The organism is Streptomyces sp. NPDC037203 (genome assembly GCF_055605065.1).
Genome location: NZ_JBVJUC010000003.1, coordinates 115070 through 140173 on the forward strand (window position 1 = coordinate 115070; position 25104 = coordinate 140173).

General features: G+C 72.5%; 26 protein-coding genes. 8 read left to right on the forward strand and 18 right to left on the reverse strand.

Annotation, left to right across the window (positions count from 1 at the left end; all coding sequences use genetic code 11):
- Positions 1-29: 29 nt before the first annotated feature.
- Together ureG and ACZ7EC_RS09755 are read left to right on the forward strand one after the other, a co-directional pair.
- Complete coding sequence (gene ureG / locus ACZ7EC_RS09750) at positions 30-707, forward strand: urease accessory protein UreG (RefSeq protein WP_471060105.1); 678 nt, start codon at positions 30-32, stop codon at positions 705-707.
- Positions 704-1534 (forward strand): urease accessory protein UreD, encoded by an 831-nt coding sequence (locus tag ACZ7EC_RS09755; protein WP_471060107.1) that lies wholly within the window; start codon positions 704-706, stop codon positions 1532-1534. Before ureG ends, ACZ7EC_RS09755 begins: the two co-directional genes overlap by 4 nt.
- Before the next feature lie 31 nt (positions 1535-1565).
- On the opposite strand, the gene ACZ7EC_RS09760 is transcribed toward ACZ7EC_RS09755, so the two are convergent.
- The 10 genes from ACZ7EC_RS09760 to ACZ7EC_RS09805 all read right to left on the reverse strand — a co-directional run bounded on the left by ACZ7EC_RS09760 (position 1566) and on the right by ACZ7EC_RS09805 (position 10670).
- Complete coding sequence (locus ACZ7EC_RS09760; RefSeq protein WP_471060110.1) at positions 1566-2291, reverse strand: lysophospholipid acyltransferase family protein; 726 nt, start codon at positions 2289-2291, stop codon at positions 1566-1568.
- 108 nt (positions 2292-2399) lie between these two features.
- Positions 2400-3047: a methyltransferase family protein gene (locus ACZ7EC_RS09765; protein ID WP_471060111.1), complete on the reverse strand. Its 648-nt coding sequence runs from the start codon at positions 3045-3047 to the stop codon at positions 2400-2402.
- A gap of 161 nt (positions 3048-3208) precedes the next feature.
- Complete coding sequence (gene rocD / locus ACZ7EC_RS09770; RefSeq protein ID WP_471060114.1) at positions 3209-4426, reverse strand: ornithine--oxo-acid transaminase; 1218 nt, start codon at positions 4424-4426, stop codon at positions 3209-3211.
- Positions 4426-5235 (reverse strand): dimethylargininase, encoded by an 810-nt coding sequence (gene ddaH, locus ACZ7EC_RS09775; protein ID WP_471060117.1) that lies wholly within the window; start codon positions 5233-5235, stop codon positions 4426-4428. The genes rocD and ddaH overlap by 1 nt, the downstream gene beginning before the upstream one ends.
- A 177-nt stretch (positions 5236-5412) precedes the next feature.
- Entirely contained in the window at positions 5413-5898 is a 486-nt protein-coding gene (locus tag ACZ7EC_RS09780) for an Lrp/AsnC family transcriptional regulator (protein ID WP_471060120.1), read from the reverse strand.
- 42 nt (positions 5899-5940) lie between these two features.
- Entirely contained in the window at positions 5941-6144 is a 204-nt protein-coding gene (locus ACZ7EC_RS09785) for a hypothetical protein (RefSeq protein ID WP_471060123.1), read from the reverse strand.
- Positions 6145-6235: 91 nt separating this feature from the next.
- The gene (locus ACZ7EC_RS09790) at positions 6236-7186 is read right to left on the reverse strand and encodes a cytochrome c oxidase assembly protein (RefSeq protein ID WP_471062001.1); all 951 of its coding nucleotides are present in this window, start codon (positions 7184-7186) and stop codon (positions 6236-6238) included.
- Between the two features lie 134 nt (positions 7187-7320).
- Positions 7321-8346 carry a 6-phosphofructokinase gene (locus ACZ7EC_RS09795; RefSeq protein WP_471060125.1) on the reverse strand — a complete coding sequence of 342 codons (1026 nt, stop codon included), beginning with the start codon at positions 8344-8346 and terminating at the stop codon, positions 7321-7323.
- Positions 8347-8681: 335 nt separating this feature from the next.
- A complete protein-coding gene (locus ACZ7EC_RS09800; RefSeq protein WP_070028154.1) occupies positions 8682-9410 on the reverse strand; it encodes a type 1 glutamine amidotransferase in 729 nt (242 codons plus the stop codon).
- 21 nt (positions 9411-9431) lie between these two features.
- Positions 9432-10670: a MurT ligase domain-containing protein gene (locus tag ACZ7EC_RS09805; RefSeq protein ID WP_471060129.1), complete on the reverse strand. Its 1239-nt coding sequence runs from the start codon at positions 10668-10670 to the stop codon at positions 9432-9434.
- 152 nt (positions 10671-10822) lie between these two features.
- Between ACZ7EC_RS09805 and def the strand changes: the two genes are divergently transcribed.
- Positions 10823-11362 carry a peptide deformylase gene (gene def, locus ACZ7EC_RS09810; protein WP_471060132.1) on the forward strand — a complete coding sequence of 180 codons (540 nt, stop codon included), beginning with the start codon at positions 10823-10825 and terminating at the stop codon, positions 11360-11362.
- A gap of 24 nt (positions 11363-11386) precedes the next feature.
- Here the strand turns inward: def and ACZ7EC_RS09815 are convergent, their stop codons facing one another.
- A complete protein-coding gene (locus ACZ7EC_RS09815; RefSeq protein ID WP_471060135.1) occupies positions 11387-12031 on the reverse strand; it encodes a TetR/AcrR family transcriptional regulator in 645 nt (214 codons plus the stop codon).
- Positions 12032-12202: 171 nt separating this feature from the next.
- Between ACZ7EC_RS09815 and ACZ7EC_RS09820 the strand changes: the two genes are divergently transcribed.
- A complete protein-coding gene (locus tag ACZ7EC_RS09820) occupies positions 12203-13432 on the forward strand; it encodes an acyl-CoA dehydrogenase family protein (protein ID WP_471060138.1) in 1230 nt (409 codons plus the stop codon).
- An 85-nt stretch (positions 13433-13517) separates the two neighbouring features.
- Here the strand turns inward: ACZ7EC_RS09820 and ACZ7EC_RS09825 are convergent, their stop codons facing one another.
- The 7 genes from ACZ7EC_RS09825 to ACZ7EC_RS09855 all read right to left on the reverse strand — a co-directional run bounded on the left by ACZ7EC_RS09825 (position 13518) and on the right by ACZ7EC_RS09855 (position 20965).
- A complete protein-coding gene (locus ACZ7EC_RS09825) occupies positions 13518-14063 on the reverse strand; it encodes a cupin domain-containing protein (protein ID WP_471060142.1) in 546 nt (181 codons plus the stop codon).
- A 7-nt stretch (positions 14064-14070) separates the two neighbouring features.
- The gene (locus ACZ7EC_RS09830; protein WP_471060145.1) at positions 14071-15294 is read right to left on the reverse strand and encodes a cytochrome P450; all 1224 of its coding nucleotides are present in this window, start codon (positions 15292-15294) and stop codon (positions 14071-14073) included.
- Positions 15291-16355 carry a type III polyketide synthase gene (locus ACZ7EC_RS09835; RefSeq protein ID WP_471060148.1) on the reverse strand — a complete coding sequence of 355 codons (1065 nt, stop codon included), beginning with the start codon at positions 16353-16355 and terminating at the stop codon, positions 15291-15293. Before ACZ7EC_RS09835 ends, ACZ7EC_RS09830 begins: the two co-directional genes overlap by 4 nt.
- A gap of 879 nt (positions 16356-17234) precedes the next feature.
- Positions 17235-17468 carry a DUF6213 family protein gene (locus ACZ7EC_RS09840; RefSeq protein ID WP_397987438.1) on the reverse strand — a complete coding sequence of 78 codons (234 nt, stop codon included), beginning with the start codon at positions 17466-17468 and terminating at the stop codon, positions 17235-17237.
- Positions 17469-17494: 26 nt separating this feature from the next.
- Positions 17495-18880 carry an NADP-dependent succinic semialdehyde dehydrogenase gene (locus tag ACZ7EC_RS09845; RefSeq protein ID WP_471060152.1) on the reverse strand — a complete coding sequence of 462 codons (1386 nt, stop codon included), beginning with the start codon at positions 18878-18880 and terminating at the stop codon, positions 17495-17497.
- 76 nt (positions 18881-18956) lie between these two features.
- Positions 18957-19430, reverse strand: coding sequence for an NUDIX hydrolase (locus ACZ7EC_RS09850; RefSeq protein ID WP_471060155.1), 474 nt, complete (start codon positions 19428-19430; stop codon positions 18957-18959).
- Positions 19427-20965 carry an ATP-dependent DNA ligase gene (locus ACZ7EC_RS09855; RefSeq protein ID WP_471060158.1) on the reverse strand — a complete coding sequence of 513 codons (1539 nt, stop codon included), beginning with the start codon at positions 20963-20965 and terminating at the stop codon, positions 19427-19429. Before ACZ7EC_RS09855 ends, ACZ7EC_RS09850 begins: the two co-directional genes overlap by 4 nt.
- Before the next feature lie 172 nt (positions 20966-21137).
- On the opposite strand from ACZ7EC_RS09855, the gene ACZ7EC_RS09860 reads away from it, so the two are divergent.
- The 4 genes from ACZ7EC_RS09860 (at position 21138) to ACZ7EC_RS09875 (ending at position 25030) form a co-directional block, all read left to right on the forward strand.
- Positions 21138-21713: a helix-turn-helix domain-containing protein gene (locus ACZ7EC_RS09860; RefSeq protein ID WP_471060161.1), complete on the forward strand. Its 576-nt coding sequence runs from the start codon at positions 21138-21140 to the stop codon at positions 21711-21713.
- 88 nt (positions 21714-21801) lie between these two features.
- Complete coding sequence (locus ACZ7EC_RS09865; RefSeq protein WP_471060164.1) at positions 21802-22767, forward strand: NADPH:quinone oxidoreductase family protein; 966 nt, start codon at positions 21802-21804, stop codon at positions 22765-22767.
- Complete coding sequence (locus ACZ7EC_RS09870; protein WP_471060168.1) at positions 22764-23945, forward strand: acyl-CoA dehydrogenase family protein; 1182 nt, start codon at positions 22764-22766, stop codon at positions 23943-23945. The genes ACZ7EC_RS09865 and ACZ7EC_RS09870 overlap by 4 nt, the downstream gene beginning before the upstream one ends.
- Complete coding sequence (locus tag ACZ7EC_RS09875; protein ID WP_471060170.1) at positions 23942-25030, forward strand: acyl-CoA dehydrogenase family protein; 1089 nt, start codon at positions 23942-23944, stop codon at positions 25028-25030. The genes ACZ7EC_RS09870 and ACZ7EC_RS09875 overlap by 4 nt, the downstream gene beginning before the upstream one ends.
- Positions 25031-25104: the final 74 nt, after the last annotated feature.

Consider the following 25104-nt stretch of genomic DNA (forward strand, 5'->3'; position numbering starts at 1 on the left):
AACAAGCCCCCCGCCCCCAGGAGCCGTCCATGCACCTCGACCACTCCCACGAAGGCCCCGCCGCCGTGAGCGCCGACGCCCACCGCCCGGACGGAACGCGCCGTGCCCTGCGCATCGGGCTCGGCGGACCCGTGGGCTCGGGGAAGACCGCCACCGTGGCCGCGCTCTGCCGGGAACTGCGGGACGAGCTGTCCCTCGCCGTCGTCACCAACGACATCTACACCCGCGAGGACGCCGAGTTCCTGCTGCGCGAGGCGGTGCTGCCGCCCGAGCGGATCACCGCCGTCGAGACGGGGGCCTGCCCGCACACCGCGATCCGGGACGACATCTCCGCCAATCTGGAGGCCGTCGAGGACCTGGAGGAGAGCGTCGGCCCGCTGGACCTGATCCTGGTGGAGTCCGGCGGCGACAACCTCACCGCGACCTTCTCCAAGGGGCTGGTGGACGCGCAGATCTTCGTCATCGACGTGGCCGGCGGCGATGACATCCCGCGCAAGGGCGGTCCCGGCGTCACCACCGCCGACCTGCTGGTCGTCAACAAGACCGACCTCGCCCCCTACGTCGGTTCCGACCTCGCCCGGATGGCCGCCGACGCCAAGGCCCAGCGCGCCGAACTGCCCGTGGTCCTCCAGTCCCTGCGCGGCGGCACGGGTGTCGCCGACGTGGCCGCATGGGTCCGTGAGCGGCTCGCCGCGTGGTCGGCATGACCCTCACCGGCGTCACGACCGCCCCCCGGTACGGGACCCGCACCGGCATCCGCCCCGGCGAGCCCGGCACGGCGCCCGCCCGTGTCCGCGCCGACGCCCGGATCGTGGCCCGCGCCGACGGCCGGGGCGGTACCGCGCTGCCCGTGCTGGACGGTTCGGGGCCGCTGGCGCTGCGCCGCACGCGGGGGAGCGGGGCCGAGGCACGGGTCATGGTCGTCGGCGCGATGAGCGGCCCCCTCGGCGGCGACCGGTTCGCCCTCACCGCCCGAGCGGAGCGGGGCGCCCGGCTGCATGTCGGCTCCGCCGCCGCCACCCTCGCCCTGCCGGGTCAGGCCCCCGGCGAGGCCCGCTACGACGTCCGGCTCGACGTGGCCGACGGCGCCGAGCTGCACTGGCTGCCCGAGCAGCTGATCTCGGCCGCCGGCAGCGACCTGCGGGTCACCACCCTGGCCGAACTCGCCGCCGATGCCCGGCTGGTGCTCCGCGAGGAGCAGGTGCTCGGCCGGGCCGGTGAGCGGCCGGGCCTGCTCACCACCCGCCTCACCCTGCGCGTCGCCGGCCGCACGGTCCTGGACCAGCAGCTGTCCTGCGGCCCCGGCGCCCCCGGCGGCTGGGACGGCCCCGCCACCCTCGCGGGCCACCGGGCGGTGGGCCAACTCCTCGTGGTGCGGCCGGAGTTCGCCGAGCAGCCGCCCGCGCCCCGCCTGCTGGGCGACCGCGCCGCCCTGATGCCGCTGCCCGGCCCGGCCGCCCTGGTCACCGCCCTCGCCCCGGACGCGCTGCGACTGCGCCGGGTGCTGGACGAGGGGCTGGCCCTGCTCGGGTGAGGAATGAAGGACGAGGGACGAGAAGGGAACGTCAGCCGAGCGGTGCCCTCGGGAACCCGCGGTCCCTCGGCCTCCTCTCCGTGGGCGGCTGGGCCTTTGCCACGGCCGCGTACTGGTCGACGTACTCCTGCTCGGACAGGGTCAGGATGGCGTACATGATCTCGTCGGTGACGGCCCGCAGGATGGCCTTGTGCTGCTCCATGCCCGCGTAGCGGGAGAAGTCGAGGGGCTTGCCGAAGCGGATGGTCACGGGGCGGACGCGGGGGAGGGTCTTGCCGGGCGGCTGGGCCTCGAAGGTGCCGATCATGGCGCAGGGGATCACCGGGACGCCCGCCGTCAGGGCCATCACCGCGACCCCGACCTTCCCTTTGTACAGCCGGCCGTCGTGCGAGCGCGTGCCCTCCGGATAGATGCCGAGCAGTTCGCCCTTGCGCAGCACCCCGAGGCCCTCGCGGATCGCGGCCTGGCCCGCTTCCTTGCCCGAGCGGTCCACCGGGATCTGTCCGGCGCTGCGGAAGAAGAACGCGGTCAGCCTGCCCTTGACGCCGGGCCCGGTGAAGTACTCGGCCTTGGCGAGGAAGGTGATGCGGCGCTTGAGGATCGCCGGCATCAGGAAGTGGTCGGAGAAGGAGAGATGGTTCCCGGCGACGATCGCCGGTCCCGCGCCCGGCACGTTCTCCAGGCCCTCGATCCGGGGTCGGAAGACCAGTCTGAGCAGGGGACCCAGCAGCACGTACTTCAGCAGGTAGTAGAACAAGGGGGTCGCTCCTCACTCCGGCGGCTCGGCTCGGCCGCGAGGACAGCGTGCTGCCACTTGCGCCTGGAGGCAACCGGACCGGAGAGCCTGACGCGCGGACGGGAGACGCTAGGACCGCTCGCCGCCGGCGCCCCGCGGGTGCGGGCCGGGGGCGCTGGGGCGCAGCCGGGGTATGAGCGCCGGGACCCGTGACCGGTAGGCGTCGTACGCGGCGCCGAACTCGCCCGCCATCAGGGCGTCCTCGACCCGGACCCGGCGCAGCAGCCAGGGGATCGCGGCGGCCAGGGAGGCAGTCCAGACGCCGAAGCCGTCGGCCAGCATCGAGCCGGTGATCAGGCCGAGGGTGCCGGTGTAGATGGGGTGGCGGACCAGCCGGTAGGGGCCGTCCGTGCGCAGCTCGTGGTGTTCCTGGAGGGAGGGGACGCTGTCCCACATCGTGCCCAGCACCCAGCGGGACCACAGCAGCAGGGCGGTGGAGACGAGGGTGAGCAGGGCGCCGAGCAGCGCCAGTCCGGGCTGCCAGAACCGGAGATGCTCCCAGATGCCCCGCGTGTACCGGACCACCACGAGGAACGTGGCCACGCCCGCGATCAGCAGGAGCCGGCGTGGCGCCGAGGCGCGGGAGGCGCGGAGCCAGCCGCGGACGCCGCCGTGGGCTCTGATGCCGAAGTAGGCGGCACCGAGCAGCCAGGCGGCCGCGAAGACCAGGGAGCAGACACTGGTGAGGGCAACGAGTGCCGTACGCAGCGAATTCATGCCTCAAGGCTGCGCCCCGCACCCCACCGCTCACCAGCACCCACGGGTCGATGGAGGGCTCTCCACCCACGGATGGAGAGCCCCCGACCGCCCCCCTGCCCAACCCCCCGAGCGCCCCCCCGGACCACCCCTGAGGAGTCCCTGAGGAACCCTCAGCCCACTCAGCCCAGCACCCGCTCCAGCGTGCCGAGTGCGGACCGCAGCTCCTCCGCCGTGATCGTCAGCGGCGGTGCCAGGCGGATCGTGGAGCCATGGGTGTCCTTCGCCAGGATCCCCTCCCGCATCAGGCGCTCGCTGATCTCGCGCCCGGTGCCGATCGCCGGGTCGATGTCCACGCCCGCCCACAGACCGCGGGCGCGGAAGCCCAGCACGCCCTTGCCCACCAGCTCCGTCAGCCCGTCCCGCAGGATCACGCCCAGCTCGGCGGCCCGCCGCTGGAACTCGCCGGTCTCCAGCAGTTCGAGCACCGCGATGCCGACCGCCGCCGCGAGCGGGTTGCCGCCGAACGTCGAGCCGTGCTCGCCCGGATGCAGCACCCCCAGCACCTCGCGCCGTGCCACCACCGCCGAGACCGGCACGATGCCGCCGCCGAGCGCCTTGCCGAGCAGCAGCACGTCCGGCACCACGCCCTCGTGGTCGACGGCGAGCGTACGGCCCGTGCGCCCGAGGCCCGACTGGATCTCGTCCGCGATGAACAGGCAGCCCTTGCGCCGGGTCAGCTCGCGCACGCCCGTCAGATAGCCGTCGTCCGGGACGACCACCCCGGCCTCGCCCTGGATGGGCTCGATCAGCACCGCCGCCGTGTTCTCGTCGACGGCCTCCTCCAGCGCGGCCAGGTCGTTGTACGGCACGACCGTGAAGCCCGGTGTGAAGGGGCCGAAGCCCGCCCGTGCCGTCTCGTCGGTGGAGAAGCTGACGATCGTCGTCGTACGGCCGTGGAAGTTGTCCGCCGCGACCACGATGGTGGCCTGGTCGGCGGGGACGCCCTTGACGTCGTAGGCCCACTTGCGGGCCACCTTGACGCCGCTCTCCACCGCCTCCGCGCCGGTGTTCATCGGCAGCACCATGTCCAGGCCGGTCAGCGCCGCGAGCCGCTCGGCGAACTCGGCGAGCCGGTCGTTGTGGAACGCCCGCGAGGTGAGGGTGAGCTGGTCCAGCTGGCGGTGGGCGGCCTCGATCAGCGCCGGGTGGCGGTGGCCGAAGTTCAGCGCCGAGTACCCGGAGAGCATGTCCAGGTAGCGGCGGCCCTCCACGTCCTCCACCCAGGTGCCCTCCGCCCGTGCCACGACCACCGGGAGCGGGTGGTAGTTGTGCGCCAGGACCGGTTCCTCCGCGCGGATCAGGTCGGCGGACGTACGGGGGCGCGCGGGTGCGGTCATCAGCGGATCTCCTGGGTGCAGCACTTGATGCCACCGCCGGCCTTGTGGAACTCGGACAGGTCGACGGGGACGGGGACGTAACCGTGGTCGGCGAGGCGCTCGGACAGCGCCTGTGCCTGGGGGGCGATGAACACGTGCCGGCCGTCGGACACCGAGTTCAGGCCCCAGCTCATCGCGTCCTCGCGGGTGGCCTCCACCGCGTCGGGGTACAGGCGCCGCAGCACCTCGCGGCTGCCCGGCGAGAACGCCTCCGGGTAGTAGCAGACATTGGCGTCGTCCAGCACGAACAGCGCCGTGTCCAGATGGTAGAAGTACGGATCCACCAGTGTCAGGCCGATCACCGGGTGCCCCAGGAACTCCTGCGCCTCGCGATGCGCCTCACGGGTGGTGCGGAACCCGGTGCCCGCCAGGATGTACCGGCCCGTCCACACCAGGTCGCCCTCGCCCTCGGAGACCGACTCGGGGCGGTACACGGTGTAGCCCGACGCCTTGAACCAGGTGTCGTAGTGCAGCGACTCGGGGCGCCGCTCCGGTGCGTGGAACAGGGAGCCGAAGACCCGGCCGCCGACCACGCACGCGGCGTTGGCCGCGAACACCATGTCCGGCAGGCCGGGGACCGGCTCGACGGCGTCGACGGTGTGCCCGTGGGCGCGGTAGGTGCGGATCAGCTCCTGCCACTGCTCGCGCGCCAGATCCACGTCAACCGGCCGGTCGGGGTTCATCCAGGGGTTGATCGCGTACTGCACCGCGAAATGTCTGGGTTCACAGACGAGGAAGCGCCGGGGGCGCGATGCACGGCTTTCGGACACAGAGGGTTCCCTCCGGTTTCCGTCTGTCACTGTTGGGTGACTCCACGGTAGGAAGGAACGAGACCGCCCGACAAGCGCAGAAAGCTGCGTGGACCTGCACCATCGCTGCGTTGTCCGGCGCGCTCACGCAGGCCTGCTGCGCATACTCGCGACCATCGTCGGGAGGTCGTCTGCCGGTCATTCGGGGGCCGCCTGGGTGGCACCGGCCTCCGGGCTGTCCGGCAGGAGATGGGAGAGCACCATCACGCTGATCGTCTTCCGGATGAAGGGCACCGTGCGGATCCGCTCCAGCACCTCCTCGAAGTGGTCCACGTCCCGCGCCCGTACGTGCAGCAGCGCGTCCGCGCCGCCGGTCACCGTCATGGCCGCCGTGATCTCCGGATGGTTGCGGACGACTTCCGCGAGGCGCCGGGGCGGGGCCGCGCCCTCGCAGTAGACCTCCACGTACGCCTCCGTGCGCCAGCCCAGCGCGGAGGGCTCCACCGTCGCCGTGAACCCGGTGATGACCCCGGTCTCGCGCAGCCGGTCCACGCGCCGCTTGACCGCCGTCGCGGACAGCCCGATCGCCGCCCCGATCTCGGCGAAGCTGCTCCTGGCGTTCGCCATCAGCGCGGTGATGATCTTGCGGTCGAGTTCGTCGAAGGACGCGGTCCTGCTGCTCATGCGGGCAATGTAATCAGCCGGGCGAGCGGGACGCCGGGGCGGCTACGGCTGGGTGACGGCCATGGCGAGGGTCAGCAGTCCCAGCACCACCCAGCCGAACCACAGCCAGCCGTCGCCGCCGAGCGCGACCGTGTACGCGGTGACGGCGACGAGGGTGCCGACCGTGAGCGCGCCCATCGCCCTGAGGGAGCCACGGGCACGGCCGTGGGCGGAACCGTGCGTGGTGCCATGGGTGGAACCGGTCATCGCGGGGCCCTCCTCCTGGTCCGTCCGACCATGGTGCCCCGCCGGACGCCCGCAGGGGATACCCCGGACCCGGCTGCGGGGCGTGGCGGGCTCAGCCCTGGCGTGCGTTCAGCGACGCCAGGTAGGCGTTGTACTCCGCCAGCTCCTTGTCGCCGTCCCGGTCCGCCTGCCGGTCCTTGCGCTTGGCGTGCCGCTTCTCGGAGCCGTACCACTGGAACAGCAGTGCGATCAGCACCAGCACGGACGGGACCTCGCTGAACGCCCAGGCGATGCCGCCGGCGCTGTTCTGGTCGGAGAGGGGGTCGACGCCGAGCGAGGCGGGCGGGTGCAGGAAGGTGGTCACCATCGGCGTGGACGCCATCATCAGCGCGATACCGAAGAAGGCGTGGAACGGCATGCCCGCGAACAGCTCCAGCATCCGCATCAGATGGCCCGGCCGGTGCGGGCCCGGATCCACGCCGATGATCGGCCAGAAGAAGACGACACCGACCGCGAGGAAGTGCACCATCATCGCGATGTGCCCGGTCTTCGAGCCCATCAGGAAGTCGAACAGCGGGGTGAAGTAGAGCACGTACAGGCTCGCGATGAACATCGGGATGGTGAACAGCGGGTGGGTGATGACCCGCATGTACCGGCTGTGCAGCAGCATCAGCAGCAGCTCGCGCGGGCCCTTGCGGCCGCGGGCCGCGGTCGGCAGCGCGCGCAGCGCCAGGGTGACCGGGGCGCCGAGCAGGATCAGGATCGGCGACAGCATGCTGATGATCATGTGCTGCACCATGTGCACGCTGAACATGACCATCCCGTAGTCGTTCAGCTTGGTGCACATCACCAGCAGGATGGTGAGCACGCCGACGACGTACGAGAAGGTGCGGGCCACCGGCCATGCGTCGCCGCGCCGGCGCAGTCGTACGACCCCCCACGCGTACAGGCCGAGCCCGAGCAGGCAGGTGATCAGGAAGAAGGGCTCGGCCGAGAAGGCGAGCCCGCGCCCCAGCGTGAACGGCGGCAGATTCATCACCATGCCGTGCCCGCTGTGATCCATGTGTCCCATGTGATCCATGCGGCGGCTCCTGATTCATGGGGGTTGTACGTTTCTGTCCGCCCATAAGAGTAGGACCGCCCTCGATCATGCCGATGACCGGGGGCGGGTAGTCCAGGACCGAACCAAAGGCCGGACTAGAGCACGCACTCCGCCTCGTCGTACCGCTCCACCGGGACCGTCTTGAGGGTCTCCACGGCCTCGGCCAGCGACACCATCACGATGTCGGTGCCGCGCAGCGCCGTCATCATCCCGAACTCGCCCCGGTGCACCGCCTCCACGGCGTGCCAGCCGAAGCGGGTGGCCAGCACCCTGTCGTAGGCGGTCGGCGTACCGCCGCGCTGCACATGCCCGAGGATGACCGGCCGGGCCTCCTTGCCGAGCCGCTGCTCCAGCTCGATGGAGAGCTGGCGGGCGATGCCGGCGAAGCGCTCGTGGCCGTAGACGTCCGTGCCGCCCTCGTCGAACTCCATGGACCCGGCGCGCGGCTTGGCGCCCTCCGCGGCGACCACGATGGCGAACCGCTTGCCCGCGGCGAACCGCGCGCCGACCTTGCGGGTCAACTCCTCGATGTCGAAGGGCCGTTCCGGTACGACGACGGCGTGCGCGCCGGCCGCCATACCGGAGTGCAGGGCGATCCAGCCGGTGTGCCGGCCCATGACCTCCACGATCAGCACCCGCTGGTGGGACTCGGCGGTGGTCTTCAGCCGGTCCAGGGCCTCCGTCGCCACGGTCACGGCGGTGTCGAAGCCGAAGGTGACATCGGTGACAGCGATGTCATTGTCGATCGTCTTGGGCACGCCCACGATGGGCAGCCCGTTGTCCGACAGCAGCCGGGCCGCCTTGAGGGTGCCTTCGCCGCCGATCGGGATGATCGCGTCCAGACCCAGCTCCGCGACATGCCCCCTGGCCCGCTCGACGCCGTCGCGCAGGTGCTCGGGGCGGACGCGGGAGGAGCCGAGGATGGTGCCGCCGCGGGCCAGGATGCCGCCGACCGCGTCGAGGTCGAGCTTCACGGAGTCGCACTCCAGGAGGCCCTTCCAGCCGTCCCGGAAACCGATGACCTCGTCGCCGTGGTCGGCGACCGCACGGTGCACGACGGACCGGATGACGGCGTTCAGACCGGGGCAGTCGCCGCCGGACGTGAGGACACCAATGCGCATAGCCCGAATTACCTTCTCGAACGTGGGCCGGGAGACCGGACCACGTTGTCCGGCGGATTCCCGGTCACCCTACCGGCGTGAGGGGGTGGCTCCGCAGTGGGCGTCCGCCTGCTGGACGCGTCCGCCCAGATGAGCGGACGAGCCGTCAGGCGGGCCCGCCATGATCCTGCCGGAAGGCGCTGAGCGGCCCCTGACGCGCGGCTTACGCCGGTCCCTCGCGGCCGGAAACGGGGCCCGTGCAGCCGTATGCGCACGGCTGTGCGGACCCCGGTGCGGCCGTGCCGTGCCTGGGGCCTCTCGTTTGGATCTTGCCGGCCTGATCCAAACGAAAGACCCTAGGCGGGCTGCTGCGCCGCCGCGATGCGCTCCTCGCGCAGCGCGTCGTACCAGCGGTCGTCGATCGGCGGCAGCGCGTTGACGTCGAGCGCCAGCTTCAGCAGCAGGTCGGCGATGAGCGGGTTGCGGGCGAGGACCGGCCCGTGCATGTACGTGCCGAAGACGGTCCCGTTGTACGCGCCCTCCGTGCCGTCCCCGGTGCCGTTGCCCCGGCCGATCTTGGTCCGGGCGAAGGGGCGGGCGGTCGGCCCGAGGTGGGTGACGCCCTGGTGGTTCTCGAAGCCGGTCAGCGGGGGCAGGCCGAGCTGCGGGTCGATGTCGGCGAGTACGTCGCCGACGCACCGCTCGCCCTCGCCGCGCACCGACACCACGTCGAGCAGGCCGAGGCCCGGCTCGCGCTGGCCGAGGTCGTTGATGAACTCGTGGCCGAGGATCTGGTAGCCGGCGCACACGGAGAAGACGATGGCGCCGTTCTGCACCGCCCGCTGGAGGTGCCCGTCACGGCGCAGCCGCTCGGCGGCCAGCCGCTGCGGACGGTCCTCGCCGCCGCCGATCAGGTAGATGTCGCCGGAGGTCGGGATCGGCTGGTCGCTGCGCACGTCGAGCCGGGCCACGTCCAGGCCGCGCTGCCGGGCCCGGCGCTCCACGACGAGGGCGTTGCCCTGGTCGCCGTAGGTGCTCAGCAGGTCCGGGTAGATCCACACCAGCCGCAGTTGGTTGTCGCTCATGAGGTGATCGCCCTTCGAAGATCAGTTGCCGACGCGGCGGCGCAGGTCCTGGAACGCGGTGTAGTTCGCGATGACCTCGATCCGGCCGGGCGGGCACAGCTGCACGGCCTGGTCGAGGCTCTCGCAGACCTGGAAGTGCTGGTTCGCGACCTCCAGGCGCACCGCGAGGTCCAGTTTGCGGTCGCCGAGCACGAAGATCGGGTGACCGGTGAGCCGGGTGTAGTCGACGTCCCACAGCCAGGAGGTGTCGGTGCCGTCGGCCCCGCGGGCGTTCACGGACAGGATCACCGGGGCGGGCGGCGGGTCGATCAGCGAGAAGGTCTCCAGCCAGCCGGCCGGGTTCTTGGCCAGCAGCAGGCGCAGATCGCGGTTCTGGAACTGCACGACGTCGTACCGGCCGGCCACCGCCTGCACCTGGTACATCCGCTCCAGGGCGACCTGCGGCGGCACCCCGAAGACGGCGGCGACGGCCGCGGAGCTGGCGGCGTTCGCCTTGTTGGCGCGGCCGGGCAGCTGGAGGTGGATCGGCCAGGCGGAGCCGTGCGGGTCGAGGACGTGGTCCCCGGACAGCGCCCAGCTGGGCGTGGGCCGGCGGAAGCCGCACTCGCCGCAGTACCAGTCGTCGCCGGGGCGCTGCATCACGCCGCCGCAGGACGGGCAGGACCAGGCGTCGTCCTTCCACATCTGCCCGGCCGCCACCCAGATCACGTTCGGGGACGAGGAGGCGGCCCACACCACCAGCGGGTCGTCGCAGTTGGCGACGACGACCGCCTTGGAGCCGGCCAGGCCCTCGCGCCAGTTCTCGGCGAGCATCCGGGTCTCGGCGGCGCGGTCGAGCTGGTCGCGGGAGAGGTTCAGCAGCGCGATGCACTTCGGGTCGGTGTCGCGGGCCACACCGGCCAGGTACTTCTCGTCGACCTCTATGACGCCGAACTTGGCGTCCGAGCCGCCCGCCAGCGCGGAGGTGATACCGGCCGGCATGTTGGCGCCGAGCGCGTTCGAGACGACCGGGCCCGCGGCGCGCAGCGCCTCCGCGATGAGCCGGGTGGTGGTCGTCTTGCCGTTGGTGGCGGACACCAGGACGACGTCCAGGTTCTGGGCCAGCCGCGCCAGGAGGTCGGGGTCGAGCCGCAGCGCGACCTTCCCCCCGATCACCGACCCGCTGCCCCGTCCGGCGGCCCGCGATGCCGCCGCGACCGCCTTGCCCGCGGTCACGGCCAGCTTGGCCCGCGGCGTGAGCGGGTCCGAGTTGCCTGCCATCAGTTCTCGATCCTCCTTGCGTACGCGCCGCGCCTGGGGCCATCCGGCAACGTGGTGTGAACCCTCAGCCTATCGAGATCCATTCGCACACCCGAATCCGGTGCGCACCCACTGCGACGGGCATGAGCTGAACGAACCGTACCCTTGCCGCCATGCGACACGGTTCCATTCCGGGCGTCCACGGGCGCGTCCGGCCCCTCACCCTGCTCGGCGACCCCGCTCTGCGCGAATGCTGCGGGGACGTCACCGACTTCGGCCCCGAGCTGGCGGCGCTCGTGCAGGATCTGTTCGCCACGATGTACGCGGCCCGCGGGGTGGGCCTGGCCGCGAATCAGATCGGGATCCCGCTGCGGGTGTTCGTCTACGACTGCCCGGACGACGACGATGTCCGGCATCTCGGACATGTGGTGAACCCGCGTCTGGTGGCGGCGGACGGGATCGTGCTGCGCGGCCCCGAGGGCTGCCTGTCCCTGCCGGGCCTGGAGGCGGGCACCGAGCGGTACGACCACGCGGTGGTCGAGGGTTTCACGGCCGCCGGTGAGCCCGTCACCGTCCACGGCACGGGCTTCTTCGCGCGCTGCCTCCAGCACGAGTGCGACCACCTGGAGGGCCGGGTCTACGCGGACCGGGTGACGGGGTGGCGGCGGCGCCGGCTGGCGCGGCAGATCGGGCGGGCCGGCTGGAGCCGGTGACCCGGAGGGGCCGCGGGCGGGGGCTCAGAACCCCGGTCCGCCCACCCGGTCCCCGGCGGCCGCGAGCCGCCCCCACAGCAGGTCGGCCAGGGAGCGCACCAAATCGGCGCGGGAGCAGGGGCGTTCGCCGAGCCACCAGTCGCCGGCCGCGTGCATCATGCCGACGATGCCGTGCCCCCACACACGCGCGAGCTGCTGGCTGCCGGGGCCGAGGTCCACCCGCTCCTCGATGACCTGGGCCAGCTCCTCGCCCATCCGCCGCAGCAGCGGGGCGCTGTGCTTGCCGACGTCGAAGCCCTGGTCGGCGCCGGTGCTGCCCTCGGAGGGGTGCATCAGGAACCGGTACACCTGGGGCCGCGCCTCGATGGCGGCGAGGTAGGTGTCCAGCGTGGACTCCACCCGCTCGCGCCGGTCCGCCGGGGCGTCGAGCGCGGCGCGCAGGGAGGAGAGCAGGGCGTCGGTGTGCCGCTTGGCGAGCGCGGCGTAGAGTCCGCCCTTGTCGCCGAAGTGCCGGTAGAGGATGGGCTTGGTGATCCCCGCCTCGGCGGCGATCGCGTTCATCGACGCCTGCGGGCCGTCGCGGAGCACCACCCGGTCGGCGGCCTCCAGCAGCTCGCGCCGGCGGCGGTCGGCGGACCGCTGCTGATCGGTCCGCTGTGTGGTGTCCATGCGTGCTCTCCCCACCCGTGTTGATTCGGTGACGCCTGCGCAAACTAACACTCACCGGGCCGCTGACATCGAACGGGATACCGGGAGGTCAGTGCAGGTTGACTTTTCCTACCCGTCAGTAACAGACTCGGGTTACCGTAAGTAACACATCGTACCGCCGCTGGAGGGGACATGGCCGAGTTCACCATGGAGCTGAACGACGAGCAGAAGGAGGTCCGGGACTGGCTCCATGGCTTCGCCGCCGAGGTGATCCGGCCCGCCGCCGCCGAGTGGGACGAGCGCGAGGAGACCCCCTGGCCGGTCATCCAGGAGGCCGCGAAGGTCGGCATCTACTCCCTCGACTTCTACGCGCAGCAGTACTTCGACCCCACCGGCCTCGGCATCCCGATGGCCATGGAGGAGCTGTTCTGGGGCGACGCGGGGATAGCCCTGTCCATCGTGGGCACCGGCCTGGCCGCGGTGGGCGTGCTCGCCAACGGCACCGAGGAGCAGATCGGCACCTGGATCCCGCAGATGTACGGCGACGCCACCGATGTCAAGGTCGCCGCGTTCTGCTCCTCCGAGCCCGACGCCGGCTCCGACGTGGCCTCCATGCGCACGCGCGCGGTGTACGACGAGGCCAAGGACGAGTGGGTGATCAAGGGCACGAAGACCTGGGCGACCAACGGCGGCATCGCCAACGTCCATGTCGTCGTCGCCAGCGTCGACCCGGAGCTGGGCTCCAAGGGCCACGCCTCCTTCATCATCCCGCCGGGCACCAGGGGCCTCGCGCAGGGGCAGAAGTTCAAGAAGCACGGCATCCGCGCCTCGCACACCGCCGAGGTCGTCCTCGACGACGTGCGGGTGCCCGGCTCCTGCCTGCTCGGCGGCAAGGAGAAGCTGGACGAGCGGCTGGCGCGCGCCCGCGAGAAGGCGAAGGCGGCGGGCGGAGAGCGGGTGAAGAACGCGGCGATGGCCACGTTCGAGGCGTCCCGGCCGGCCGTCGGCGCGATGGCGGTCGGTACCGCTCGGGCCGCTTACGAGGTCGCGCTCGACTACGCCAAGTCCCGCGAGCAGTTCGGGCGGCCCATCATCGACAACCAGGGTGTCGCGTTCCAGCTCGCCGACATGCGCACGCAGATCGACGCGGCGCGGCTGCTGGTGTGGCGGGCGTCCTGGATGGCCATCAGCGGCAAGAAGTTCACGGCCGCCGAGGGCTCGATGTCGAAGCTGTTCGCCAGCGAGACCGCGAAGAAGGTGACCGCGCAGGCGATCCAGATCCTGGGCGGGAACGGGTACACGCGGGAGTATCCGGTGGAGCGGATGCACCGGGACGCGGCGATTTACACGATCTTCGAGGGGACGAGCGAGATCCAGCGGCTCGTCATCGCGCGGACGCTTTCGGGAATGCCGATCCGGTAGCGCCGTGCGGGGAACCGCGCGATCCCGGCTGTCCGCCGGAAGGTGCCGACCGCGCGGTTCCTCGCGCCCCTGCGGGGCGCTCGGCTCACCTGTGCCGCAAAGGCGTGAGCTGCTCGATGTCGTATTTCAGGCGCAGGGCCTCGATCGCCTCCTGGTCGGGCGGGCCGCCGTCGCGGAGGATTTCGAGGAGTTCCTCGAAATAGCGCTCGTGGTCGGGCGGCGGGCTCGCCTGGAAGAACATCTTGGCGGGGGAGTCCGTGGGGTTCGCGAAGGCGTGCGGGCAGCCGGGGGGGACGACGATGACCGTGCCCGGAGTCGCCCGGACCACCCGGTTGCCCGAAGTCGACTCCCACTTCCTCCAGTTGTCGGGGGTGCGGATGCGAGGCTCGAAGGCGAGCACGTCCAGCTCGCCCTCCAGGACGTAGAACAACTCCTCGCTGCGGGTGTGCACATGGGCACCGACGTCGAAGCCCGGCGGGACCTCCACCTCGAAGGTGGAGGCCATCCGCGAGTGCGTGCCGGTGACCTTGAACGTGACCCGCTGTGCGGGCGTCTCCACCACCCGGCCCTGGCCGGGCGGCACGAGCAGCCCGTCGACCGATGCCGATGTCAGCCCTTCGACCGTCGTCATCGCCGGCTCACCACATCACGGGCAGGGCCTCGGGACCGCGGATCAGCGCGCCCTTCTTGAAGGGCACCTCCTCGGGCGGTACGGCCAGCTTCAGTCCCGGAATCCGGTCCAGCAGCGCGTCGACCAGCAGTTCCGACTCCAGCCGGGCGAGCTGTCCGCCCGGACAGTAGTGCGGGCCGAAGCCGAAGGACACATGCGGGTTGGGACAGCGGGAGAAGTCGATCTCCTCCGGGTCGGGGAAGACCTCCGGGTCGCGGTTCGCGGCCAGGTACGACACGTAGACCGCGTCGCCCGCGCGTATGCGCACGCCCCCGATCTCCACGTCCTCCAGGGCGATCCGGGACAGGCCGACCGCGTTGCGGTGCGGGATGTACCGCAGCAGCTCGTCGATCGCCCGCGGCCGGATCTCCGGTGCGGCGCGCAGCCGTTCGGCCAAGTCGGGGCGGGTCAGCAGCAGATAGAACATCTGCCCGCTGTTGTTGGTGACCGCCTCACCGCCGATCTGGAGCAGCACGGCGAGTCCGACGGCCTCCTCGAGGGTGACCTCGCCCCGGCTCACGGCGGCACCCAGCAGCGAGGTGACGTCCTCGGCCGTGCCGCTTCCGCGCGCCGAGATGAGGCCGGAGAAGTACGCGCTCATCTCGCGCTTGGCCCGCTCGCTCACCTCCTTGCCGTGCGCGGAGGACAGGATCAGCTGGGTCCACTCGTGCATGTCGTGCCGGTCGGCGGCCGGGACGCCCATCAGCTCGCAGATCACCGCGATGGGGAACGGGCTGAGGATCGCCGCCGTCAGATCGGCCGGGGGACCGTCCGCCAGGAGCTGGTCGATCAGCTCGTCCAGCATGCCGCGCGCCTTCTCGCGCACCCGCTCCACACCCCTGGCGGTGAACGCCGCGGTGACCGAGCGGCGCAGCCGCGTGTGGTCGGGCGGGTCCAGGAAACCGACCGCGCCGCGGTCCGGTATGAAGTGCGGGGCGAGCCGGGTGACCGGCTTGTCCATGACCGCCTCGCGGCCGAAGCGCGGGTCGTTGGTCACCATGCGCACGTCGTCGTACCGGGTGACCAGCCACGCCCAGCCCTCGCCGTTGGGCAGCTGGATGCGGGTGACCGGGCCTTCGCGCATCAGCTCGGCGAGCACCGGGTCGAAGTCGGTTCCGGTGAGGTCGAGCGCCGGCCAGTGGCGGACCGGCGGCACGGCCTCGGTGAGCGTCGCCTCCTCGGTCTCCGTCATCGCCCGCCCCTGTCGCCGTCGGTCCAGCGGCCGACCGTCATCTCGGCGGTGATGCCGGGGCCGAAGCCCGCGAGCAGTCCGCGCGCCCGCTCCTCGGCGCCGCCCTCGTCGAACAGCCGGCGCAGCGCGTCCAGGACGACGGCGCTCGCGATGTTGCCGTACTCGGTGAGCGTGGAGCGGCTGAAGCGGAACGCGTTCGGCTCGACCTCCAGGAACTTGCTGAGGTCGTCGAGGATGCGGGGGCCGCCGGCGTGGATGATGTAGAAGTCCAGGTCGGTGGCGTCCCAGCCGTGGTTGCCCGCCAGGTCCTTCAGGGCCGGGGCGAGCGGCTCCATGGTGGTCGGCACCCGCTTGTCCAGCAGGAAGTGGAAGCCGGTGGCCCGGACGTCGTAGGCGATCCAGTCCTCGGTCTTCGGGATCAGGTAGGAGCCGTTGCGCTCCAGCTTGACGCCCCGGCCGCCGCGCCCGCGCACCACGGCGGCGGCGATGCCGTCGCCGAACAGGCCGTTGGACAGCAGCGAGCCGACGCCGAGGTCGGTGGGCTGGTAGCACAGCGAGCAGAACTCGCAGGCCACGATCAGCGCGTTGGCGTTCGGGTACGCCGTGCAGAAGTCGTGGGCCCGGTTGATCGCCGCGCCGCCGGCCGCGCAGCCCAGCTGGGCGATGGGCAGCTGACGGGTGGTGCTGTCGAAGTCCATCTCGTTGATCAGCCAGGCCGTGAGCGAGGGCATCATGAAGCCCGTGCACGACACGTAGATGATCACGTCGATGTCGGTGGTGAGGAGTTCGGCGTCGTCCAGCGCCCGCTGGATCACCGCGGGGACGCGGGCCTTCGCCTCGGCCTCGTACAGCTTGTTGCGGTCCTCGAAGCCGGGGTGCTTGAGGGTCTCCTCGATGGGCTGCACGATGTGCCGGGTCTTGACGCCGGTGTTCTCGATGAGCCTCAGCGCCAGCGCCAGTTGAGGGTGGTCCGCGTGGCGCGAACGCGCCAGCTCCAGCGTCTCCTCCATCGTGATCACGTGCTCCGGGACCGATACCGAGGGTCTGCACAAAGTCGCCATGAACCGTCCCTGCTTTCCGCGTGTCCGGAGGGCCTTCACCCACCGGTCAGAAGGTGGTTCACCTCAGGAGGTGCTCCACCCACCGTCACCCGTGAGGACCACGATCTCGCGCTGGGTTACTCCGAATCGGGGATGCCGGGTCGGTCTCGGAGGAGGACTTCCGGCGCCGGACGGGGGAAAAATCCACGCCGACCGTTACCGCGAAAGCCCTGCTGGGGACGGCCGCCGGGGCCCTCGCCCCGGACCCGGCGGCCAGCCGTTCCATGCCGCTCGCCGAACGCGGCACGGCGGGGTGGTGGAGCCGGGTGCGACGGGCGGGATTCCGGACGCGTCCGGGCTCGGCAGCGGGGGCTACGCCTTGGCGGGCCGCCTGCGGCAGGTCGCCGCCGGGGTCCTCGCCCCGGACCCGGTGGTCAGCTATGTCGTGCCGCTCGCCGAACGCGGTACGGCGGGCGGGCGGAGCCGGGTCCGGCGGGCGGGATTCCGGACGCGTCCGGGCTCGGCAGCGGGGGCTACGCCTTGGCGGGCCCCCTGTCGCAGGTCGCCGGTGCTCCCCGGCCGGTGATCCGCAGGTGGCCGACGCGTCCACCGGCCGGATGGTGTCCGCACCGACGGCTGCGTCACCGCGGCGGACTGTCCGGGGAGGGGGGCCGAGGGCGTGGCCCGGCACTGAGCACGGGCGGCGCGAGGGCCGGCACCGTCATCGGCGCCCCCCTCGGTGCGCCGATCGCCGAGCACCCCGGCCGGCGGGACCGGGGTGCCCTTCCGGTTCGAACGGCGTGCTCCGCTGTGGCGCGAAGGGCAGCGGCTCCGGGGCGAGTTGCCGGGCACGCTGCCGCGGCGCGAGGCCGCTCCGGCGCTCGTCGCGCCGCCCGCGGGCTACGGCGCTCCGCTGCTGTGGGCGATGCACGCCACGTCGATACGGTCGGCCAGTTTGGCGAGTTCGATCGTCAGCTCGGCCACCGTGTCCTCGTCCAGCCGCTGTTCACCGGTCTCGACCAGCCGCAGCCAGCGCCCGCCCACGGTCCGCAACAACTTGCTCACATCGGCGGCGGCCACCTGAAGGGTTCCATGGTCGTCGACGATCAGAGGCAGAGTCACTTCGCGGTTCACAAAAGAAGATGGTAGCCGCGCATACCTCACGCACTCTGCCAAACCGTGGTGATGTTGCAGAACTCCCGCATTCCGTGCCCGGACAGCTCACGCCCGTACCCCGAGCGCTTCACACCACCGAAGGGGAACGCCGGATGGGAGGCGGTCATCCCGTTGACGTACACCGCCCCGGCCTCCAGGTCCCGCGCGAACCGCTCGACTTCGCTCTCCTCACGCGTCCACACATTCGAACTCAGTCCGAAGGGGGAGTCGTTGGCGATGAGCAGCGCCTCGTCCAGGTCGTCCGCCCGATACAGCGTGGCGACCGGGCCGAACGCCTCCTCGCGGTGGATGCGCATCTCGCGGGTGATCCCGGCGAGCACGGTCGGCGGGTAGTACCAGCCGGGCCCGTCGGGGCGGGCGCCGCCGCACAGCACCTCGGCGCCGCCGCGCCGCGCGTCGTCGACCAGTTCCTCCAGGTCCGCGCGGCCCTGCTCGCTGGAGAGCGGCCCGACCTCGGTGTCCTCCTCCAGCGGGTCGCCGACCTTGAGGGCCTTCATCCCGGCGACGAACCGCTCGGCGAACGCGTCGTAGACGTCGCTGTGCACGATGAACCGCTTGGCGGCGATGCAGGACTGCCCGTTGTTCTGCACGCGCGCGGTCACCGCGACCTCGGCGGCCCGGTCGAGGTCGGCGGAGGGCATGACCACGAACGGATCGCTGCCGCCCAGCTCCAGGACCGTCTTCTTGATCATCTCTCCGGCCGTGGAGGCGACCGCCCGGCCCGCGGGCTCGCTGCCGGTGAGGGTGGCCGCCTTGACCCGCTCGTCGCGCAGGATGTCGTCCACCGCGGCGGAGCCGATCAGCAGCGTCTGGAAACAGCCCTCCGGGAAGCCCGCCCGGTGGAACAGGTCCTCCAGGTACAGGGCGGTCTGCGGGACGTTGGAGGCGTGCTTGAGCAGGCCCACGTTGCCCGCCATCAGGGCGGGCGCGGCGAACCGGATGACCTGCCAGAGCGGGAAGTTCCAGGGCATCACCGCGAGCACGGGCCCCAGCGGCCGGTAGCGGACCCGTACCCGCGCCGCCCCGGAGTCGCGGACGTCCGCCTCGGCGGGCTCCTCGTCGGCCAGCAGGGCCTCGGCGTGCTCCGCGTACCAGCGCATGGCCTTGGCGCACTTGGCGGCCTCCGCGCGGGCCTGCTTCACCGGCTTGCCCATCTCGGTGGTCATGATCCTGCCGATCTCCTGCTGGTCCTCGTCCAGCAGGTCGGCGGCCCTGCTCAGCAGCCGTGCGCGCTCGGCGAACGGGGTCGTCCGGTACGTGCGGAACGTGGCCTCGGCGAGCTGGAGCCGGCGTTCCAGCTCCTCCTCGCCCATGGCCTCGTACGTCTTGAGCGTCTCGCCGTTCGCCGGGTTCACCGTCGCGATGGGCATGGCTGACCTCCCTGTAAGCGGGCTGTGCTTCGACCTTCGCGCGCGGCCCGCCGGGGCGCAACGCCAGGTCGCCTGTTCAGCCCGAGTGCTCCGCCAGCCGGTCGAGAAACGCGGTCTGCGCCGTGATGATCACCTCGCGGGCCCGCGCCAGCCCGAGCCAGGCCACCCGGTCCAGCTCCGGGAACCGCGCCTGCCGCCCCGAGCGCGGGGGCCACTCCATGGTGAAGGTGCCGGGGCTGAACCCGGACAGGTCCGGGTCGCCGCGCAGCGCCCAGGCCGTGACGACCTTGCCGTTCCGCTGCACGACCTCGCCGAGCGGTACGGCCTCCCCGTCGGGCGGCGCGAGGCCCAGCTCCTCCCGGAACTCCCGCCGGGCCGCCTCCCACGGTGGCTCGTCGCCCTCGTACTCGCCTTTGGGGACGGTCCAGGCGCCGGCCTCCTTCTTCGCCCACAGCGGGCCGCCCATATGGCCGAGCAGCACCTGGAGACCGTCGCCGGTGTGCCGGTACACCAGCAGTCCCGCGCTGCGCTTCGTCGTACGCACCGTCACGGTGTGACCTCCGGGTGGGCCGCGAGCAGGGCCTCCACGGTATCGGCCTCGGCGGGGCTCTTGTCCTCGCGGTAGCGGATCACGCGGGCGAAGCGCAGGGTGACGCCGGCCGGGTAGCGGGAGGAGCGCTGGAGGCCGTCGTAGGCGATCTCCACGACGAGTTCGGGTCGCACCCGGACCGTCCAGCCGTCGTCCTCCACCGCCAGTTCCCTGAGGCGCTCGGTCTGCCAGGCGAGCAGCGCGTCCGTCATGCCCTTGAAGGTCTTGCCGAGCATCGCGAAGCCGCCGTCCGCGGTGCGGGCGCCGAGGTGCAGGTTGGAGAGCCTGCCGGTGCGTCTGCCGTGGCCCCACTCGGCGGCCAGCACCACCAGGTCGAGGGTGTGCACCGGCTTGACCTTGAGCCAGGCGGCGCCGCGCCGGCCCGCGCTGTAGGCGGCGGCCAGCGACTTCACCACCACGCCCTCGTGGCCGCGGGCCAGGGTGTCGGCGAGGAAGCGCTGCGCCGCCGGGATGTCCGCGGGGCTCTCGGCCAGCGTGCGCCGCACCCGCATCGGCTCGGGCACCAGCCGGGCCAGCTCCGCGTGCCGCTCGGCGAAGGGCAGGTCGAGCAGATCGCGGTCGCCGGCGGCCAGGACGTCGAAGAAGACGGGGGAGACGGGCACCGCCTCGGCCGCCCGCGCCACGTCCGTGCGGGAGCCGACGCGGCCCGCGGTCTCCTGGAAGGACCGGGGTCGGCCGGACGCGTCGAAGGAGATCACCTCGCCGTCCAGGATGAACCGGTCGCCGGTCAACTCCAGTGCGGCGGCCGTCACTTCGGGCAGCCGGGCGGTGATGTCCTCCAGCGTGCGGGTGTGCACGCGGACCGTGTCGCCGTCCCGGTGCACCTGCACCCGGATGCCGTCCAGTTTCTCCTCCACCGCGCACGCGCCCAGTTTCTCCACGGCCTCGGCGACGGAGGACGCGCTGTGCGCCAGCATCGGCAGCACGGGCCGGCCCACGGTGAGCCGGAACCGGTCGAGCGCGTCGGGTCCCCCGTCCAGCAGGGCCTCCGCGACGGCCTGGAGCGAGCCGGAGAGCATCACGGCCCGGCGTACGTCCTGCGCCGCCGCGCCGGTCGCCCGCGCGAGGCCCTCCACCGCGACGGCGTCCAGGGCGCCCTGGCGGACCTCGCCGGTGAGCAGGCCCAGCAGGAACCGCTGCTCGGCCTCGGTGGCCGCGCCCATCAGGGCGCCGACGAGCCGGGCGCGCTCGGCCTGAGCGCCGGCCCCGGACACCCGGCCCAGCTCGGTGAGGGCCGCGTCGACCTCGCGGACGGTGAGGGTGGGCTCGGCGGCCGGCGGCACCCGCTGTCCCAGCACCTTCCAGCCGACACCGAGCCGTCCCTGCGGCAGCCGCCCGGCGAGGTACGGAATCACGACCGGCACGTCCTCCGCGTCCGCCTCCCTGAACAACTCGGCGAGCAACGCGACCTTCCGCGACCTGGCCGCCGTCGCCGCCACCTCCCCCGAGACCTCCGCGAGCCGACTGAGCAACATGACCTCAGGGTGCCGCAGCGCTCCGCCCGGCGCGCGGTGCGGGCGCGAGGTCCGCGGGACGCGCCGCGGTCGCGGGCCCGTCGTGGCCGGTCGCGCGGTTCTCCGCACCCGTCGGAGTGGTCCTTCGGTTTGCGGGATTGACAACCCGGCATGCCGAAATTGCAATGACCGTATGAGCACCGAAGACGTCCTGGCGGCGGTGGGCCCCCGGCTGCGCCGGATCCGCAAGGAGCGGGAGGTGACACTGGCGGCGCTGTCCCAGTCCACCGGCATCTCCGTGAGCACCCTGTCCCGGCTGGAGTCCGGGCTGCGCAGGCCCAGCCTGGAGCTGCTGCTGCCGATCGCACAGGCCCACCAGGTCCCGCTGGACGAACTCGTCGGCGCGCCGCCCGTCGGCGACCCCCGTGTGCGCGCCGAACCGCTGCGGCGGGGCGGCCGCACCTTCTGGCCGCTGACCCGCCAGCCCGGCGGCCTCCAGGCCTTCAAGGTGCTCGAACCCAAGCGCTGCGGGGAACCCGAGCCGCGCACCCACGAGGGGTACGAGTGGCTGTACGTGCTGTCCGGCCGCCTGCGACTGGTGCTCGGCGAGCACGACGTCGTGCTCTCGGCGGGCGAGGCGGCCGAGTTCGACACCCGTGTGCCGCACTGGTTCGGGTCGGCGGGCCAGGGCCCGGTGGAGTTCCTGAGCCTGTTCGGGCCGCAGAGGGAGCGCATGCATGTGCGGGCGCGCCCGGCCGCTCGCGCATGAGCCGTCCGGGGGGTGTTCCCTGACGGGCAAGCGACCGCTTAGTATGCGACGGTTCCGATCGGACGATGCGGTCGCGTGGAGGCCCCGTATGCAGGCATGGCAGGTGCACGAGAACGGCGAGCCGAGCGAGGTGATGCGCCTCACCGAGACCGGGCGGCCCGCGCCGGGCGACGGCCAGGTGCTGCTGCGGGTCCGGGCGGCCAACGTCAACTTCCCGGACGCGCTGATGTGCCGGGGCCAGTACCAGGTGCGGCCCCCGCTGCCCTTCACGCCGGGCGTGGAGATCTGCGGCGAGACCGAGGACGGCCGCCGGGTGCTCGCCACCCCCGCGCTGCCGTACGGCGGTTTCGCCGAGTACGCCCTCGCGGACGCCGCCGCGCTGCTGCCCGCGCCCGAGGCGCTGGACGACGCCGAGGCCGCCGCGCTGCACATCGGCTACCAGACCGGCTGGTTCGGGCTGCACCGCCGGGCCCGCCTCGAAGCGGGCGAGACCCTGCTGGTGCATGCCGCGGCCGGCGGCGTGGGCAGCGCGGCCGTGCAGCTCGGCAAGGCGGCCGGCGCCACCGTGATCGGCGTGGTCGGCGGTGCCGACAAGGCCGCCGTGGCACGCGAGCTGGGCTGCGACGTGGTCGTGGACCGGCGCGCCGAGGACGTCGTCGCCACCGTGAAGGCGGCCACCGGCGGGCGCGGCGCCGATGTGATCTACGACCCCGTCGGCGGCGAGGCCTACGCCCAGTCCGCCAAGCTGGTCGCCTTCGAGGGCCGGATCGTGGTCGTCGGCTTCGCCGGCGGCACCATCCCGACCCCGGCGCTCAACCACGCGCTGGTGAAGAACTACTCGATCCTGGGCCTGCACTGGGGCCTGTACAACACGAAGAACCCCAAGCTGGTCCAGCACTGCCACGAGCAGCTGACCGAGCTGGCCGCGCGCGGCGCGATCAAGCCGCTGGTGAGCGAGCGGGTGCCGCTGGCCGGCGCCGCGGCGGCCGTGCAGAAGGTGGCGGACGGGCGCAGCACCGGCCGGATCGCCGTGACGACGGAGGTGGCGGCGTGAGCGACGCCGAGGAACTGCGCGACCGTACGCGGGAGTTCCTCGCCGCGCACCCGCCCGCGCGGACCGCGCGGCTGGACTTCCTGCGCGCCCGCTTCGACGCGGGCCTCGCCTGGGTGCACTACCCCGAGGGGCTGGGCGGCCTCGGCGCGCCGCGCTCCCTCCAGGCCGTCGTGGACGCCGAGCTGGAGGCGGCGGGCGCCCCCGACAACGACCCCCGGCGGATCGGCATCGGCCTCGGGATGGCCGCGCCGACGATCCTCCAGTACGGCACCGAGGAGCAGAAGCGGCGCCTGCTGCGGCCCCTGTGGACGGGCGAGGAGGTCTGGTGCCAGCTGTTCAGCGAGCCCGGCGCCGGGTCCGACCTGGCCGCGCTCGGCACCCGCGCCGTCCGGGACGGCGACGCGTGGGTGGTCGACGGGCAGAAGGTGTGGACCTCCAGCGCCCATCTCGCCCGCTGGGCCATCCTGATCGCCCGCACCGACCCGGACGTGCCCAAGCACCAGGGCATCACCTACTTCGTCTGCGACATGACGGATCCCGGTGTCGAGGTGCGGCCGCTGCGGCAGATCACCGGCGAGGCCGAGTTCAACGAGGTCTTCCTCACCGGCGTCCGCGTCCCCGACAGCCGCCGCCTCGGCGCGGTCGGCGAGGGCTGGCGGGTCGCGCAGACCACCCTCAACAACGAACGCGTCGCCATCGGCGGCATGCGGCTGCCCCGCGAGGGCGGCATGATCGGCCCGGTCGCCGCGACGTGGCGTCAGCGCCCCGAGGTGCGCACCCACGACCTGCACCAGCGGCTGCTGAGGCTGTGGGTGGAGGCGGAGGTCGCCCGTTTCACCGGCGAGCGGCTGCGCCAGCAGCTCGCCGCGGGCCAGCCCGGCCCCGAGGGCGCCGGCATGAAGCTCTCCTTCGCCCGCCTCAACCAGGAGATCAGCGGCCTGGAGGTGGAACTCCGGGGCGAGGAGGGCCTGTTGTACGACGACTGGACCATGCGCCGCCCGGAGCTGGTGGACTTCACCGGCCGGGACGCCGGATACCGCTATCTGCGGGCCAAGGGCAACAGCATCGAGGGCGGGACCAGCGAGATCCTGCTGAACATCGTCGCCGAGCGCGTCCTCGGGCTGCCCGCCGAGCCGCGCACCGACAAGGACGTCGCCTGGAAGGACCTGGCCCGATGACCGACCTGCTGTACTCCGAGGAGGAAGAGGCGCTGCGGGCGGCCGTACGGGACCTGCTCACCGACCACTGCCCCGTGGCCGGTGTGCTCGCCCGCGCCGAGTCGGCGGCCCCGCACGACCCGGCCCTGTGGAAGTCGCTCGCCCAGAGCATGGGCCTGGCCGGGCTGCTGATCCCCGAGGCGTACGGCGGTCAGGGCGCCACCCATCGCGAAGCCGCCGTCGTCCTGGAGGAGCTGGGCCGGGCGGTCGCCCCTGTGCCCTACCTCACCAGCGCGGTCGTGGCCACCGAGGCCCTGCTCGGCTGCGGCGACGCGGAACTGCTGGCGAAGCTCGCGACCGGGCGCACCATCGGGGTGCTCGCCGTCGGGCTGCACCTCGGTCCGGGCGCCGCGCTGCCGGTCGTACGGTGCGAAGGAGGCGCGCTGCACGGCGAGTTGACCGGCATCGCGGACGCGGCCGCCGCCGATGTGCTGCTCGTCCCGGCCGACGACGGCGGTCTGTACGCCGTGGCCGCCGACGCCGTCACCCGCACCCCGCAGATCTCCCTGGACCTCACCCGGCCGCTCGCCACCGTCACGCTGGACGGGGCGCCCGGCCGCAGGGTCGGGGACGCCGAGCCCGCCGTACGACGGGCGCTGCGGGCCGCCGCCGGGCTGCTCGCCTCCGAGCAACTGGGGCTCGCCGACTGGTCGTTGACCGAGACGGTGCGCTACCTCAAGGAGCGCAAGCAGTTCAACCGGCCGGTCGGCGGGTTCCAGGCGCTCAAGCACCGGCTCGCCCAGCTGTGGCTGGAGGTGGTGAACCTGCGGGCCGCCGCCCGCGCCGCCGCCGACGCCCTGGCCACCGGCGAGGACACCGACATCACGGTGGCCGTCGCCCAGGCGTACGCCGCCCCCGTCGCCGTCCGCGCCGCCGAGGAGGCGCTCCAGCTGCACGGCGGGATCGGCATGACCTGGGAGCACCCCGTCCACCTGTATCTGAAGCGCGCCAAGGCCGGCTCCCTCGCCTACGGCACCGCGGGTGCCCACCGCGAGGCCCTGGCCGAGCTGGTCGACCTGCGGGCCCCTCGGAGCCGTATTACCTGAAACACCACACGATCGGAGGACATGTCAGCTGCCCGGCGGAACCCCCCGCTACGCCACACTTGCGGCCGAACGCC

What these genes read in the sequence shown, in the direction of transcription:
- ureG (WP_471060105.1), top strand. Translation starts at nt 30, where the DNA reads ATGCACCTCGACCACTCCCACGAAGGCCCCGCCGCCGTGAGCGCCGAC.
- ACZ7EC_RS09755 (WP_471060107.1), top strand. Translation starts at nt 704, where the DNA reads ATGACCCTCACCGGCGTCACGACCGCCCCCCGGTACGGGACCCGCACC.
- ACZ7EC_RS09765 (WP_471060111.1), bottom strand. Translation starts at nt 3,047, where the DNA reads ATGAATTCGCTGCGTACGGCACTCGTTGCCCTCACCAGTGTCTGCTCC.
- rocD (WP_471060114.1), bottom strand. Translation starts at nt 4,426, where the DNA reads ATGACCGCACCCGCGCGCCCCCGTACGTCCGCCGACCTGATCCGCGCG.
- ACZ7EC_RS09780 (WP_471060120.1), bottom strand. Translation starts at nt 5,898, where the DNA reads ATGAGCAGCAGGACCGCGTCCTTCGACGAACTCGACCGCAAGATCATC.
- ACZ7EC_RS09785 (WP_471060123.1), bottom strand. Translation starts at nt 6,144, where the DNA reads ATGACCGGTTCCACCCATGGCACCACGCACGGTTCCGCCCACGGCCGT.
- ACZ7EC_RS09790 (WP_471062001.1), bottom strand. Translation starts at nt 7,186, where the DNA reads ATGGATCACAGCGGGCACGGCATGGTGATGAATCTGCCGCCGTTCACG.
- ACZ7EC_RS09795 (WP_471060125.1), bottom strand. Translation starts at nt 8,346, where the DNA reads ATGCGCATTGGTGTCCTCACGTCCGGCGGCGACTGCCCCGGTCTGAAC.
- ACZ7EC_RS09800 (WP_070028154.1), bottom strand. Translation starts at nt 9,410, where the DNA reads ATGAGCGACAACCAACTGCGGCTGGTGTGGATCTACCCGGACCTGCTG.
- ACZ7EC_RS09805 (WP_471060129.1), bottom strand. Translation starts at nt 10,670, where the DNA reads ATGGCAGGCAACTCGGACCCGCTCACGCCGCGGGCCAAGCTGGCCGTG.
- def (WP_471060132.1), top strand. Translation starts at nt 10,823, where the DNA reads ATGCGACACGGTTCCATTCCGGGCGTCCACGGGCGCGTCCGGCCCCTC.
- ACZ7EC_RS09815 (WP_471060135.1), bottom strand. Translation starts at nt 12,031, where the DNA reads ATGGACACCACACAGCGGACCGATCAGCAGCGGTCCGCCGACCGCCGC.
- ACZ7EC_RS09820 (WP_471060138.1), top strand. Translation starts at nt 12,203, where the DNA reads ATGGCCGAGTTCACCATGGAGCTGAACGACGAGCAGAAGGAGGTCCGG.
- ACZ7EC_RS09825 (WP_471060142.1), bottom strand. Translation starts at nt 14,063, where the DNA reads ATGACGACGGTCGAAGGGCTGACATCGGCATCGGTCGACGGGCTGCTC.
- ACZ7EC_RS09830 (WP_471060145.1), bottom strand. Translation starts at nt 15,294, where the DNA reads ATGACGGAGACCGAGGAGGCGACGCTCACCGAGGCCGTGCCGCCGGTC.
- ACZ7EC_RS09835 (WP_471060148.1), bottom strand. Translation starts at nt 16,355, where the DNA reads ATGGCGACTTTGTGCAGACCCTCGGTATCGGTCCCGGAGCACGTGATC.
- ACZ7EC_RS09845 (WP_471060152.1), bottom strand. Translation starts at nt 18,880, where the DNA reads ATGCCCATCGCGACGGTGAACCCGGCGAACGGCGAGACGCTCAAGACG.
- ACZ7EC_RS09855 (WP_471060158.1), bottom strand. Translation starts at nt 20,965, where the DNA reads ATGTTGCTCAGTCGGCTCGCGGAGGTCTCGGGGGAGGTGGCGGCGACG.
- ACZ7EC_RS09860 (WP_471060161.1), top strand. Translation starts at nt 21,138, where the DNA reads ATGAGCACCGAAGACGTCCTGGCGGCGGTGGGCCCCCGGCTGCGCCGG.
- ACZ7EC_RS09865 (WP_471060164.1), top strand. Translation starts at nt 21,802, where the DNA reads ATGCAGGCATGGCAGGTGCACGAGAACGGCGAGCCGAGCGAGGTGATG.
- ACZ7EC_RS09875 (WP_471060170.1), top strand. Translation starts at nt 23,942, where the DNA reads ATGACCGACCTGCTGTACTCCGAGGAGGAAGAGGCGCTGCGGGCGGCC.